The organism is Ruegeria sp. CDSC042, assembly GCF_059610745.1.
In genome coordinates, this window is record NZ_JBXWOF010000001.1 from 881709 (window position 1) to 894561 (window position 12853).

Genomic DNA, 12853 nt, shown 5'->3' on the forward strand with positions numbered 1-12853 from the left:
ACACTGTGCCCTGAACCAAAGAAAAAGCCGGGCAATTATGCCCGGCCTTGAAAATGAGTACCGTTCGGGTGTCAGCCCTGAACTTTTGTGTAGGTTCCCTCACCGGCCAAGATACCGCGGAAACCGCCCGGCTCATCCAATCCGAATACGATCAGAGGCAGGTTATTGTCGCGCGCTAGCGCAATGGCCGATGCATCCATGACTTTCAGCCGCTTTGCCAACACGTCATCGTAGCTGACCGAGTCATAACGCACCGCGTCCGAATGTTCTTTGGGGTCTTTGTCATAGACACCGTCCACGCCGTTCTTACCCATAAAGATCGCCTCGCAAGCCATCTCATTGGCGCGCAGTGTCGCTGCGGTATCTGTTGTGAAATACGGATTCCCTGTTCCAGCGGCAAAGATGCAGACCCGTTTCTTTTCCAGATGCCGCACAGCGCGGCGGCGGATGTAAGGCTCGCAAACCTCATCCATACGAATGGCCGAGATCACACGAGTAAACACGCCAACCTCCTCAAGCGCCGATTGCATGCCAAGCGCATTCATGACCGTAGCCAGCATACCCATGTAATCCGCCGTCGTCCGTTCCATCCCCTGAGCTGAACCGCTGAGACCGCGAAAGATGTTGCCACCACCAATGACCATACAAATCTCGACCCCTAGATCGTGAACTGACTTTACCTCTTGCGCGATGCGCTGAACGGTGGGCGGATGCAGGCCAAAACCCTGATCTCCCATCAGCGCCTCGCCCGAAATCTTCAGCATCACTCGGCTGTATTTCGCCTTGGTTGTATCGACAGTGTCGGTTGTGGGGGAAAGGGTCATGTTGCGCTCCGGGCTGGCACGGGTTTAATTCCGGCGCAAAATGAAGCAAAAGCTCCGCGGGTTCAATGCGGATGATGAGGAATGAGGCAACCTGAATGGCCAATGCCAAGATGACGCAGTTTTGGGACCGCCTTCCCCCTATTCCTGACGACAAACCCGTCTTGATCGCCGGGCCCACCGCATCGGGGAAATCAGCATTGGCGCTGAAGATCGCCGAAACGTTCGGCGGCGTGATCGTCAATGCAGACGCAAGCCAGGTTTATGATTGCTGGCGCGTGATCTCGGCGCGTCCCTCCGCCGAGGAAGAAGCCCGCGCGCCGCATCTGCTTTATGGTCATGTGCCTTATGATCAGAACTATTCGACTGGCCACTGGTTGCGCGAGGTCAAGCCATTGCTGTCCGGCGGAAAGCGCCCCATCATTGTGGGCGGTACAGGTTTGTATTTTTCTGCCCTGACCGAAGGTATGGCCGATATCCCGGCGACTCCGACCAAAGTTCGGGCTGCCGCGGATCAACTGGACCTAGCTACACTGATTGATGGGGTCGATGCCAAAACCCTGGCCGGGATTGACACCCGGAATCGCGCCCGCGTTCAACGTGCGTGGGAAGTTCAGCAAGCCACCGGGCGCAGCTTGCGGGACTGGCAAGCTGACACCCCTCCTCCGGTTCTGAACCCGCAAGACGCCGTGCCCATTGTGTTTGATGTCGACAAAGAGTGGCTATTGGATCGGATCAGGCGCCGGTTTGACCTGATGCTGGAAAGTGGTGCTTTGGAAGAAGTTGAGGCGATGCGAAACCGGTATGACGCCTCGCTGCCGTCTTTCAAGGCCATCGGCGTTCCCGAGTTGGTAGCCTATCTTGAAGGCCGTATCACACTGGATGACGCGCGCGAGCGCGCCACAATCTCGACCCGTCAATTTGCCAAACGTCAGCGCACGTGGTTTCGCGCTCGCATGAGAAACTGGATTCGCGCTGATTTATCAAAGTGATACTTAAGGTCGTTACAAACCCATTTTCAGGACACCAACCGAAGATTCGAAGTGATCGAATCTGATTGGCGGTCACTTATTCGAATTACCTAGAGCACAGATTAAGCATCCGCGATGACGGAAACTTCGGCCCCAACATGTCGCTTTTGTGCAGTTGATGACGATTTCCGACATTGACCTCATGGGAAATCTGGTGCCGAATGACGCCATGGGGATGCTGCATATCCAAAAAAGAACACACGAACCTGCTGCCTGGCACCAACTGGTCTGAGCGGTTCAGAGCTACTTCATCAAAATCGATGTCACAGGGAGAGACATTAATGAAACACCAAACCATTACCGGAGCGCCGATCCATCGTGCCGCGGAAATGCACGCGCAAGAGTACCGCGACGGGCAACTAAGCCGCCGCGAGTTTTTGGCGCGCGTGACGGCATTGGGGGTTACCGTCCCCGCCGCCTATGGAATGATCGGCCTGGCGTCTCCGGCACAAGCACAAGAGCCACCGCGCGGTGGAACTATCCGCTATCAGATGGAAGTGCGCGGCCTGAAAGATCCACGTACTTATGACTGGACGCAAATTGCGACCTTCACGGCTGGCTGGCTGGAATATCTGGTCGAATACAACAATGACGGTTCGTTCAAGCCGATGTTGCTGGAAAGCTGGGAATCCAACGATGACGCGACTGAGCACACGCTGAACGTTCGCAAAGGCGTCAAGTGGAACAATGGTGATGACTTCACCGCAGCGGATGTCGCCCGCAACATCGAAATGTGGTGTGACGCGGCAGTCGAGGGGAACTCGATGGCATCGCGCATGTCATCCCTGGTTGACGAGGCAACCCAGAAAGCGGGTGAAGGTGCAATCACTGTGGTCGATGATCACACGGTCAAGCTGACCTGCAACACGCCCGATATCACGATCATTCCAGGTATGGCCGACTATCCGGCAGCCATCGTGCACAGCAGCCACGATCCCAACAATATGCTGGCCAATCCGATTGGCACTGGCTTCATGATCCCTGAAAGCCACGAAGTGGGCGTAAAGGGTGTACTGGTCCGCAATGAAGAGCACGACTGGTGGGGATATGCTGCGGGCAAGGGTGGCTATATCGATCGGATCGAATTCATCGACTACGGCACCGACCCTGCGGCCTTCCTGGCTGCTTATGAGGCCGAAGAGATCGACATGAACTGGGAGTCGGTCGGCGAATTCGTAGACATCTTTGACAGCATCGGTCTGACACGGTCCGAGATCCCATCGGGCTTTACCATCGTCATCCGCCCGAACCAGCTGGCCGAAGATGCCGACGGCAACAAGATCTACGCCGACAAACGTGTGCGGCAGGCCCTGGCCATGGCCGTCGACAACGCCGTCTGCCTGGAGCTGGGCATGTCAGGATACGGCATTCCTGCCGACAACTGCCATGTTGGCCCGATGCACCCGGAATATGACTCGGCTGTGACCCGCCTGCCCTTTGATCCCGCAGCGGCCAAAGCGCTGATGGACGAGGCCGGAATGGGTGACTTCGAGCATGAGGTTCAGTCCATCGACGACGACTGGCGCCGCAACACGACCGCGGCCGTGGTCGCTCAGTTGAACGATGCTGGCATCAAGGCACGTCATACAGTTCTTCCGGGTTCGACCTTCTGGAACGACTGGACGAAATACGCCTTCTCGTCGACCAACTGGAACCACCGCCCGCTGGGCACGCAGGTTCTGGCGCTGGCCTACAAATCGGGCGTAGCCTGGAACGAGGCTGGTTTCGCCAATGACGAGTTCGACGCGCTTCTGGCCGAGGCAAACTCGATCGCGGATGTCGACAAACGTCGCGAAGTCATGGCCAAGCTGCAGGCGATCATGATCGAAGAAGGCGTGACCATCCAACCCTATTGGCGGACGGCGATGCGTCACCACCGGGACAATATGGTTGGGGTTGAAAAGCACATCGCCGACCTGCCACAAATCTATAAGTTCGGCATTCTTTCCTAAGCCGACATATACAAGCCGCGCCGATTGGGCGCGGCTTTTTCGTCCGTATCGTGGCGACCAAAAAACAGCGAAGTGTGGGGCTTTTGACACCTGCACTGGCCACCAACAGGGGCTAATATGGGACTATTCATTCTAAAGCGTGTCGGCATCATGCTCATCACAGCTTTGTGCCTGACATTCTTGGTCTTCTTCCTCACCAACCTGTATCCAAACCTCGAAAAGCTTGCGAAAACGCAGGGCAATTTTCGTATGTCCGACGAACAGGTTGAAAGCTATCTTCTGAAAAACGGGTATCTGCAGCCGACGCCGATCAAATACGGCGAGTGGTTGGGCGTGCTGCCATCCTATCGGCACACCAACGAAGACGGCAGCGTACAAGGAAGATGTATCCTGCCCGGTGAAACCGCAGAAAGCTCGCCAAGCTTCTGTGGCATCCTGCAGGGATACTGGGGATACTCGTCCGTTTTCAAAGAGGAAGTTTCGAAAGTTGTTGGCACCCGGTTGGCTCTGACCGGTCGGTTGATGCTTTGGGTTATGTTGCTGATGGTCCCTTCGGCGCTGATCCTTGGGGTGCTTGCAGGTATGAAAGAAGGATCGGCCACCGACCGGACCCTTTCAACATTCGCCATCACGACGACAGCGACCCCGGAATATGTCTCGGGCGTGATCTTTATCGCGATCTTCACTTCGTCCGCCGTTGGCCTGAAATGGTTCAAAGGCACCGCGACACAGGCGATGGAGAACCCAACCTTTGAAAACTTCTTCCTACCGGTACTGACTATTGCTCTCTACGGGATGGGCTATATCGCTCGTATGACCCGCGCCTCGATGACCGAGGTGATGACGGCGCAATATATCCGTACCGCGCGGCTCAAAGGTGTTTCCTTCCCGAATATCGTTATGAAGCACGCGCTGCGAAACGCGCTGATCGCACCGTTCACAGTCATCATGCTGCAGTTTCCCTGGCTGCTGAACGGCGTGGTGATCGTCGAGACCCTGTTTAACTATAAAGGTTTCGGCTGGGCGCTGGTTCAGGCAGCAGGCAATAACGACATCCAGCTTCTGCTGGCGATTTCGGTAGTGTCGGTCTTTGTGGTGCTAGTAACGCAGCTGATCTCGGATATCGGCTATGTCTACCTCAACCCACGCATCCGAATTTCGTAAGGAGGGACAGAACATGGAACCACTTACCTGGACCGGCTCTATCGCCATTCTGAACCCCTTGCTGATGATCGCACTGGTTGCACTAGGGGTATCAATCATCGTCTGGATCTTGGGCAGCATCGTGTTGCCCGAAACGCCGGTCGTCGTGAATATCGACGGCACAATCAATGCAGATACCGGCCTGCGCGGCCTGACGCAGATCGCGCTAAGATACAGCTTTTTCGCCTGCGTTGCGCTGTGTCTGGCATATGTGGTGCTTGGCATTTTGATGGGGACAAGCGCCGGGATTATCGGAGCGATCTCTCGGCAGTTTTTACCTGTCTGGATGTCGCTGATCATCCTGTTTGCAATGTCGATCGCCTTCAAGCGCAAGCTGGGCCTGTACGGTAAACTGTTTGACAGCCCCATCGGCATGATCGGTTTTGGCCTTGTGATGTTCTGGGTATTTACAGGCATTTTTGGTGCGCTGGACCTGATCGTCACGCATGATCCGCTGGCGCAAGTTTCAGGTATGAAGAACAAGTTGCCCGGAACTCCAATGCCCAGCACCGAGGACGGAACATATTCCTGGTATCTTCTGGGTGGGGACAATCTGGCCCGCGATGTGTTCAGCCGGATGGTCAAAGGGGCATGGATCGTGGTGCAGATCGCACCGATGGCAACCATATTTGCCTTCATGGTCGGGATTACTCTGGGCCTGCCTGCGGGGTTTTATGGCGGACGTCTGGACACGTTCCTGTCCTTCCTGGCAAACCTGATCCTGGCCTTCCCAGTAATCCTGCTGTTCTATCTGCTGGTCACGCCCGAGATCGTGGCAACCGGTGTGCCGAACTATATGGCAGCCGTGTTGTTCGTCTTTCCGATCCTGTTTCTTTGCGTCCTGCTGAATTCGCGGTTCTATACGCGGCCCAATTTCCGCACACCTCTGCTGATCGGAGTGTTGGGCATCGCGATGTGGCTCTATCTGTCTCTGATTTCAACAGACGGCTACATCATCGAAACCAACAGCTACAACATCTGGGGACTGCCCACCTATCTGGACCTGTTCAATATCCCCGGCGGCATTCTGGTCGTGTTCGTTTCGGTGGTTTTCGTAAACTCACCCACGGTATTCCGTATCGTGCGTGGCCTGGCGTTGGACATCAAAACCCGCGATTATGTTGCCGCAGCGCAAACCCGTGGTGAAGGTCCATGGTACATCATGCTTTGGGAAATCCTGCCCAATGCGCGCGGGCCGCTGATCGTCGATTTCTGTCTGCGCATTGGCTATACGACCATCCTTTTGGGAACCTTGGGATTCTTTGGCCTCGGGCTACCACCCGAAAGTCCCGATTGGGGGTCGACGATCAATGAAGGGCGCAAGCTCTTGTCGATCTATCTGCACCCTGCCCTGCCACCTGCGCTGGCGCTGTTGACACTGGTTCTTGGGTTGAACCTGTTGGCTGATGGCCTGCGCGAAGAAAGTCTGAAGGACTGATGTATGAGCGGCCGGGGGCCCTGCCCCCGGACCCCCGAGGTATTTTTGGCCAGATGAAGGGGATCCCCGGGATCTGGTGAGGAGCAACACAGATGACCAAACTTGCGTCCTATGAGGGCCCGATATTGGAGATCGACAAGCTGTCGATTTCGTTTTTCACGCGGTTGCGCGAGATCCCTGCAGTGATGGATTTTTCGGTCAGCGTGCAGCCTGGTGAAGCTGTGGGGCTGGTTGGGGAATCGGGGTGCGGGAAATCCACCGTTGCGTTGGGCGTGATGCAGGATCTGGGCAAGAACGGGCGTGTTGTTGGCGGATCCATCAAGTTCAAGGGTCGTGACCTATCCGAGATGACGGCCGAAGAGCTGCGCGATATTCGCGGCAATGAAATAGCCATGATCTATCAGGAACCTATGGCCAGCCTGAACCCCGCGATGAAGATCGGTCGGCAGCTGATGGAAGTACCGATGATCCACGAGGGCGTCAGCAAGGACGAGGCCTATGCCCGTGCGCTGGAAGTGGTCACCGATGTGCGCCTGCCCGATCCTGAGCGGATGCTGAATTCTTTCCCCCACCAGCTGTCGGGTGGCCAGCAACAGCGCATCGTGATCGCGATGGCGCTGATGTCCAAGCCATCGTTGCTGATCCTGGACGAGCCCACCACCGCGCTTGACGTGACCGTCGAGGCCGCGGTGGTCGAGCTGGTCAAGGATCTGGGCAAGAAATACGGCACCTCTATGCTGTTCATCAGCCACAATCTGGGGCTGGTGCTGGAAACCTGCGACCGACTGTGCGTGATGTATTCCGGCGAAGCGGTCGAGCGCGGCTCGATCAAGGATGTGTTCGACGAAATGCAGCACCCCTATACGCAGGCGCTCTTCCGGTCGATTCCACTGCCGGGTGCGGACAAGAACGCGCGCCCGCTGGTGGCCATTCCGGGCAATTTCCCCCTGCCCCATGAGCGCCCTCCGGGCTGCAACTTTGGCCCACGCTGCGACTATTTCGAGGAAGGTCGCTGTGACGCGCAGAACATTCTGATGGAGGCCGTGCCAGGCAATGACCGGCATCATACCCGCTGTCTGAAATTTCAGGAGATCGACTGGAACGCGCCCATCACCCTGGCCGAGCAAAAGGAAAAAGGTGAGATTGGCCGCGTTGTTCTAAAGATGGAAAATCTCAAGAAATACTATGAGGTTGCGGCAAATGCACTGTTCGGCGGCGGCGAAGCGAAGGTAGTCAAAGCCAACGAAACGCTGAGCTTTGAGGCGCATGAATCCGAGACACTCGCCATTGTGGGCGAATCCGGCTGCGGCAAATCCACCTTTGCCAAAGTTCTTATGGGGTTGGAGACGGCAACGGACGGGCAGATCCTGCTGGACAACCGCAATATCGAGGACGTGCCCATCGAAGAGCGCGACGCCAAGACAGTGGGCGAGGTTCAGATGGTGTTCCAGAATCCATTCGACACGTTGAATCCTTCGATGACCGTGGGCCGTCAGATCATCCGCGCTCTGGAAATCTTTGGCGTCGGTAAGTCCGAGGCCGAGCGCAAGAAGCGGATGCTCGAACTGTTGGACTTGGTGAAACTGCCCCGCGCCTTTGCCGAGCGGATGCCGCGACAGCTTTCGGGTGGTCAGAAACAGCGTGTCGGCATCGCCCGCGCCTTTGCCGGGGATGCGCGGATCGTGGTGGCGGATGAGCCGGTCTCGGCGCTGGATGTATCGGTGCAGGCGGCGGTAACCGACCTGCTGATGGAGATCCAACGCGAGCACAAAACCACACTGCTGTTCATCAGCCACGACCTGTCGATCGTGCGCTATCTCAGCGACCGGGTGATGGTGATGTATCTGGGCCATGTGGTCGAGCTGGGCACCACTGATCAGGTGTTTGCGCCGCCCTATCACCCCTATACAGAAGCCCTGCTGAGCGCGGTCCCCATCGCCGATACATCGGTCGAGAAGCAGCACATCGTCTTGGAAGGCGACATCCCATCAGCGATGAACCCGCCTCCTGGCTGTCCGTTTCAGACCCGCTGTCGCTGGAAATCCGAAGTCCCCAACGGTCTTTGCGAAAGAGATGTCCCACCCGTGAAAACCCTGGCAGACGGTCATCAGGTCAAATGCCATCTGGCAGACGACATCCTGGCACGTATGGAACCCGTCATAAAAATCGCCGCTGAGTAATGGGATTGGGTTCGCAACAAGGGCGTCGGTAAGGTGGTTCCGGCGCCCTAATTAAGCGACACGACCTCGAGCAGCCTGTCACTGAACGCGCTGATTTGGCCAAGCCGCATCACCTGTTGATCCGGCAATTCATCGGGCGGCCTAACCGCCCCAAATCACCTTCACGTAATTCTGGGTTTCCTTGTAGGGTGGTACGCCACCGTGTTTTTCAACAGCCTGAGGTCCGGCATTATAGGCGGCCAGCGCAAGCCGCCAGGATTTGAACTTGCGGTATTGCCAGGACAGATACCGGGCCCCACCTTCAAGATTCTGTTTCGGGTCGCGCGGGTTCACGCCCAATAATTGCGCGGTCCCGGGCATCAACTGGGCCAGACCCAACGCGCCTTTATGTGACACGGCATGCGGATTCCATCCACTTTCCTGCTGAACAAGGCGCAGGAACAGCTCTTCGGGAACATCGTGTTTACGAGCCGCTTGCCGCGCCATCGTCAGGTACTCACCCCGATAGTTGCCGGAATATCGTTTACTGAATTGTGGTTGAGGCGTCTTAGGTTTCAACCGATCTGAATCGCGGTACTGGGTGGCCGCACGGCCGTCCAAATATTTGGATTGCTTCAGAAAGATGTCCTTACGGCTTTTGGTAGACAGCGTATCCGCCGCAGCGAGTCCACAGGTCAACGCAAAGCAAAGAACCGATAAAAAACCAAATCTGAAACGCATTAATGCCTGTCCCGCACTGTCACGAACCCGAGTGAGTATATGTATTTCAGCCAATAATGAAAGCATGGTAAATTTTCTCTGTGCAAACTCCCGACCAGTTCATTTCTCATGATCCATGTTCCAACCATGGTTCAGGGCGTATAGGGTCTCAGAAATACACAGCGCCAGATTCGGGCGCACTCAAGTCAGTTAAGAACGGGGAAATACATGGCGGGTTCTGTCAACAAGGTCATTCTGGTAGGAAATCTGGGGCGCGATCCCGAGGTACGGTCGTTCCAGAACGGTGGCAAGGTTTGCAATCTGCGCATCGCCACTTCCGAGACCTGGAAAGACCGCAACACCGGCGAACGCCGCGAGCGGACAGAATGGCACTCGGTCGCGATTTTTTCAGAACCATTGGCCCGCATTGCCGAGCAATATCTGCACAAGGGCAGCAAAGTTTATATCGAAGGTCAGCTGGAAACCCGCAAGTGGCAGGATCAGTCCGGTCAGGACCGCTATAGCACTGAGGTGGTTTTGCGCCCCTATCGCGGCGAGCTGACTTTGCTGGATGCGCGTGGAGAAGGCGGCGGCGGTGGCGGTGGTCAATCCGGCGGTTACGGTGGCGGCCAGGCAGGTGGTGGCTATGGTGACCCCTATGGCGGACAATCCAGCGCCCCGGCACCCGCATCTGGTGGAATAGACGACGACGAGATTCCGTTCTAGGCACACCGGAGACACATCATGACATGGTCCTTCTCGCTCGGCCGACTATTGGGGTCGGAACTGAAGGTCCATGTCACTTTTTTCCTCTTGTTGGCATGGGTTGGATTCGCTGCCTATTCTACCGGAGGGATGCAGGCCGCGATCGGGAACCTGATTTTCGTGCTTGCCCTTTTTGCATGTGTGGTCGCGCATGAGTTTGGTCATGCGCTGATGGCGCGGCGCTATGGCATAAAAACTCCGGACATTACTTTATTGCCGATCGGCGGTCTTGCCCGATTGGAACGGATGCCAGAGAACCCCATGCAAGAGGTATCGGTGGCTTTGGCCGGTCCTGCGGTAAACGTCGTCATCTGGATCACCCTCGTCTTTTTGGGCGCAGGAATGCCATTTGAAACACTCGCCAATATTGATTCACCCGAGACCGGGCTTTTGAACCGCCTCGCCTATGTGAACCTTCTTCTGGCTGCCTTTAATCTCATCCCCGCATTCCCGATGGATGGTGGACGCGTTTTTCGCGCACTGCTCTGCCTGAGGATGGATCGGGTCAAGGCCACGCGCATTGCCGCATTTGCCGGTCAGATAGTGGCGGTAGGATTGGGGTTTCTGGGGCTAAGCACAGGCAATCCGTTGTTGGTTCTGATCGCGGTTTTTGTATTCGTTGCCGCCAATGCAGAAAGCCAGGACGTCGCAATGCGATCAGTGGCGCGTCAGGTTCTGGCCCGCGACGCCATGATCACCGAGTTTCACGCCCTATCGCCAACCGACACGCTTGCGACCGCCGCTCAAGCAGTTATTCACACCACTCAGCATGAATTTCCATTGCTGGATGCAACAGGGAAACTGCAGGGCTTTGTCACGCGCGACCGGCTGTTTGCTGCTCTCGCCAAAGATATTCCCCGGTCAGAATTGGCCAGTTCAATCATGGTTGAGGATATCCCGACAGTGACCCTGAGCAGCGGGTTGGAAGCGGTTCTGAAACAGTTCCACGGGGGTGCCCCCGCAGTTGCCGTCTGCACGCGGTCAGATCAAATGGTCGGCTATATTACCCGTGAAAATATTGGCGAGTTAATGATCATTCGCGGGCGTTGATCAACCCAGCGCGTCCTTGAGGACACTCAAAACCGCATCCCGCGGAACATCCGACGTGACAAATGCCTGCCCGATGCCTCGGGCCAGAATGAAACGCAGTTGGCCATCGATAACCTTCTTGTCTTGCGCCATCAGCTCGACCAGCGCTTCGGCGTCGGGCAAATCCCCGTGGATATCGGAAATGTCGGTTTTCATGCCCATCGCACGCAGATGTGCCCGAACCCGGCTTGGGTCCTCTTGCGAACATAAACCAAGTCGCGCCGACAGTTCGAATGCCAGTGCGCATCCAATCGCAACGCCTTCTCCATGCAGCAAACGATCAGAATACCCGGTCGCAGCCTCAAGCGCATGACAGAACGTATGCCCGAGATTCAGTAGGGCGCGATCCCCCTGCTCGGTCTCATCACGAGCGACGATGTCGGCTTTCATCTGAACGGATCGGGTGACGGCCCGAACCCGCGCGGCCATATCCCCGCCCGAGACATCGGGGCCATGGCCCTCGAGCCATTCAAAGAATGCTGCATCCCCCAACAGCCCGTATTTTACGACCTCACCATAACCGGACAGGAAATCCCGGTCGGTCATTGTGCCCAGAACCGAAGTATCCGCCAGCACCAGTGAGGGTTGATGAAATGCGCCAATCAGGTTCTTGCCCTGCGGTGCGTTGATCCCGGTTTTGCCGCCGACCGAACTGTCGACCTGCGCAAGCAGCGAAGTTGGTATCTGAACAAACCGTACGCCCCGGCGCAAAACGGCCGCGGCAAATCCGGCGAGATCACCTATAACCCCACCTCCGAACGCAACCACCACGTCACGCCGCTCGATTTTCTCGGCCAACAGCCATTCGACCGCACGCTCAAAATGCGGCCAGCTTTTGGTCGCTTCACCCGCAGGCAGCGCCAGCGCGGACATTTCGATCCCTGCGCTGGCCAACCCATCCCGCAACGCGTCAAGATGCAGGCTCGCCACGTTTTCATCGGTCAGAACCGCTACTTTGGGTCGCGGCAGCAAAGGCGCTATGCGCTGACCGGCCTGCGTCAGCAGATCGGGGCCGATCTCAACATCATAGGACCGATCCCCAAGCTCAACATGTACGGTTTGGTGCATCTATTTCCGTTCCAAAACATCAGGTCGCGTCATCAGAGCTTTGACGACACGCTCTACCATATCTTCAATCGAGACATCCCCGTCGGAGGAAACCGCCAGATCGGCGCGTTCATAGATCGGAACACGCTGATCGTACAATGCACGAAGGGTCGTAAACGGGTTTTCGGTGCGCAAAAGCGGGCGCGTATCCTTGTGGCGAACGCGGTTCCACAACACACCCAAATCGGCGCGCAACCAAACGGACACCCCGCGTTGAGTGATCATGTCGCGGTTTTGTTCGGTCATAAAGGCACCGCCGCCGGTAGAAAGGATACCTTTTTCCTCGACCAAAAGCCGCCCGATGACCTGGCTTTCCTTGCTGCGAAAAAAGGCTTCGCCATCACGCTCGAATATCTCGGGGATGGTCATGTTGGCCGCTGATTCGATTTCGGCATCGCTATCGAGGAAAGGAACCCGCAACCGAGCGGCCAAAGCGCGGCCTACGGCGGTCTTTCCGGCCCCCATCATACCTACAAGCACCACTGTTTTGTGCAGTGTATAGTCCGAAACGGCAGATGCCGCATGGGTGTTATGCTTAATTTCGCTCATTTCATCGTGAATGACGTGA

The 12853-nt window shown here is 56.5% G+C and carries 11 protein-coding genes; 7 read left to right on the top strand and 4 right to left on the bottom strand.

Translation table 11 applies throughout. The features are described from left to right. Positions 1–71: 71 nt before the first annotated feature. Positions 72–824, bottom strand: a complete 753-nt coding sequence (pyrH, locus tag AC2FHX_RS04470) for a UMP kinase (RefSeq protein WP_142634233.1) — start codon at positions 822–824, stop codon at positions 72–74. A gap of 95 nt (positions 825–919) precedes the next feature. Here pyrH and miaA point away from each other — a divergent pair, with 95 nt between their 5' ends. The 5 genes from miaA to AC2FHX_RS04495 all read left to right on the top strand — a co-directional run bounded on the left by miaA (position 920) and on the right by AC2FHX_RS04495 (position 8625). Beyond that, positions 920–1813, top strand: a complete 894-nt coding sequence (gene miaA, locus AC2FHX_RS04475; protein WP_496700175.1) for a tRNA (adenosine(37)-N6)-dimethylallyltransferase MiaA — start codon at positions 920–922, stop codon at positions 1811–1813. 320 nt (positions 1814–2133) lie between these two features. Continuing rightward, positions 2134–3804 carry an ABC transporter substrate-binding protein gene (locus tag AC2FHX_RS04480; protein ID WP_496690672.1) on the top strand — a complete coding sequence of 557 codons (1671 nt, stop codon included), beginning with the start codon at positions 2134–2136 and terminating at the stop codon, positions 3802–3804. Between the two features lie 117 nt (positions 3805–3921). Further along, positions 3922–4968, top strand: coding sequence for an ABC transporter permease (locus tag AC2FHX_RS04485; protein WP_142634237.1), 1047 nt, complete (start codon positions 3922–3924; stop codon positions 4966–4968). Between the two features lie 13 nt (positions 4969–4981). Then, the gene (locus tag AC2FHX_RS04490; protein WP_142634239.1) at positions 4982–6445 is read left to right on the top strand and encodes an ABC transporter permease; all 1464 of its coding nucleotides are present in this window, start codon (positions 4982–4984) and stop codon (positions 6443–6445) included. 92 nt (positions 6446–6537) lie between these two features. Further along, the gene (locus AC2FHX_RS04495; RefSeq protein ID WP_142634241.1) at positions 6538–8625 is read left to right on the top strand and encodes a dipeptide ABC transporter ATP-binding protein; all 2088 of its coding nucleotides are present in this window, start codon (positions 6538–6540) and stop codon (positions 8623–8625) included. Between the two features lie 141 nt (positions 8626–8766). Here AC2FHX_RS04495 and AC2FHX_RS04500 read toward each other — a convergent pair whose 3' ends face one another. Continuing rightward, positions 8767–9345 (bottom strand): lytic transglycosylase domain-containing protein, encoded by a 579-nt coding sequence (locus AC2FHX_RS04500; RefSeq protein ID WP_271946701.1) that lies wholly within the window; start codon positions 9343–9345, stop codon positions 8767–8769. Positions 9346–9552: 207 nt separating this feature from the next. Between AC2FHX_RS04500 and ssb the strand changes: the two genes are divergently transcribed. Together ssb and AC2FHX_RS04510 are read left to right on the top strand one after the other, a co-directional pair. After that, complete coding sequence (gene ssb, locus AC2FHX_RS04505) at positions 9553–10050, top strand: single-stranded DNA-binding protein (RefSeq protein WP_496700174.1); 498 nt, start codon at positions 9553–9555, stop codon at positions 10048–10050. Positions 10051–10068: 18 nt separating this feature from the next. Beyond that, a complete protein-coding gene (locus AC2FHX_RS04510) occupies positions 10069–11139 on the top strand; it encodes a site-2 protease family protein (protein WP_496700173.1) in 1071 nt (356 codons plus the stop codon). On the opposite strand, the gene aroB is transcribed toward AC2FHX_RS04510, so the two are convergent. Together aroB and AC2FHX_RS04520 are read right to left on the bottom strand one after the other, a co-directional pair. Beyond that, entirely contained in the window at positions 11140–12246 is a 1107-nt protein-coding gene (gene aroB / locus AC2FHX_RS04515) for a 3-dehydroquinate synthase (RefSeq protein ID WP_496700172.1), read from the bottom strand. After that, a complete protein-coding gene (locus AC2FHX_RS04520; protein WP_496700171.1) occupies positions 12247–12834 on the bottom strand; it encodes a shikimate kinase in 588 nt (195 codons plus the stop codon). Positions 12835–12853: the final 19 nt, after the last annotated feature.

Coding starts and splice junctions, on each gene's coding strand:
- pyrH (WP_142634233.1), bottom strand. CDS start 824: ATGACCCTTTCCCCCACAACCGACACTGTCGATACAACCAAGGCGAAA.
- miaA (WP_496700175.1), top strand. CDS start 920: ATGGCCAATGCCAAGATGACGCAGTTTTGGGACCGCCTTCCCCCTATT.
- AC2FHX_RS04480 (WP_496690672.1), top strand. CDS start 2,134: ATGAAACACCAAACCATTACCGGAGCGCCGATCCATCGTGCCGCGGAA.
- AC2FHX_RS04485 (WP_142634237.1), top strand. CDS start 3,922: ATGGGACTATTCATTCTAAAGCGTGTCGGCATCATGCTCATCACAGCT.
- AC2FHX_RS04490 (WP_142634239.1), top strand. CDS start 4,982: ATGGAACCACTTACCTGGACCGGCTCTATCGCCATTCTGAACCCCTTG.
- AC2FHX_RS04495 (WP_142634241.1), top strand. CDS start 6,538: ATGACCAAACTTGCGTCCTATGAGGGCCCGATATTGGAGATCGACAAG.
- AC2FHX_RS04500 (WP_271946701.1), bottom strand. CDS start 9,345: ATGCGTTTCAGATTTGGTTTTTTATCGGTTCTTTGCTTTGCGTTGACC.
- ssb (WP_496700174.1), top strand. CDS start 9,553: ATGGCGGGTTCTGTCAACAAGGTCATTCTGGTAGGAAATCTGGGGCGC.
- AC2FHX_RS04510 (WP_496700173.1), top strand. CDS start 10,069: ATGACATGGTCCTTCTCGCTCGGCCGACTATTGGGGTCGGAACTGAAG.
- aroB (WP_496700172.1), bottom strand. CDS start 12,246: ATGCACCAAACCGTACATGTTGAGCTTGGGGATCGGTCCTATGATGTT.
- AC2FHX_RS04520 (WP_496700171.1), bottom strand. CDS start 12,834: ATGAGCGAAATTAAGCATAACACCCATGCGGCATCTGCCGTTTCGGAC.